This window comes from Streptococcus sp. GMD4S, from assembly GCF_000296955.1.
In genome coordinates this window covers 1-598 of record NZ_AJRE01000392.1, presented here as the reverse complement: position 1 = coordinate 598, position 598 = coordinate 1, and the positions used below count along the sequence as shown (strand labels likewise).

General features: G+C 38.8%; 1 protein-coding gene and 1 pseudogene. One reads left to right on the top strand and one right to left on the bottom strand.

Annotation, left to right across the window (positions count from 1 at the left end; genetic code table 11):
• Positions 1 to 298, top strand: a 298-nt coding sequence (locus GMD4S_RS10095; RefSeq protein WP_001184144.1) for a pseudouridine synthase, incomplete at its 5' end; no start/stop codon positions are given.
• A 66-nt stretch (positions 299 to 364) separates the two neighbouring features.
• Here GMD4S_RS10095 and GMD4S_RS10090 read toward each other — a convergent pair.
• A pseudogene (locus tag GMD4S_RS10090) lies at positions 365 to 598 on the bottom strand (glyceraldehyde-3-phosphate dehydrogenase); the annotation flags it as partial.

Below are 598 nucleotides of genomic sequence, written 5' to 3'. Positions count from 1 at the left end.
TGATGCAAAAAATGGACAATATGCTGAAACGCATATCAGTCGATTAAAGCAATTTCCAAATCAGACTACCCTTGTCCGTTGCAAACTAAAGACCGGTCGAACGCATCAGATTCGTGTTCACCTTTCTCATCATAAGTACCCTATCCTGGGCGATCCTCTCTATAACTCTAGATCAAAAGTAAGCAGGCTCATGCTCCATGCCTTTCGACTTTCCTTTACCCATCCACTTACCTTAGAAAAATTGAGTTTTACTGCCCTCTCGGATACTTTCGAAACAGAATTAAAACAAAATGGATGACACTATCATCCATTTTTCTATACAAAAAAGCAAGACCAGAAGGCCTTGCTTTTATCGACTCAAGAATTATTTAGCGATTTTTGCAAAGTATTCAAGAGTACGTACAAGTTGTGCAGTGTATGACATTTCGTTGTCGTACCATGATACAACTTTAACCAATTGTTTACCATCAACGTCAAGAACTTTAGTTTGAGTTGCGTCAAACAATGAACCGTAAGACATACCTACGATATCTGAAGATACGATTGGATCTTCTGTGTAACCGTATGATTCGTTTGAAGCTGCTTTCATAGCTGCGTT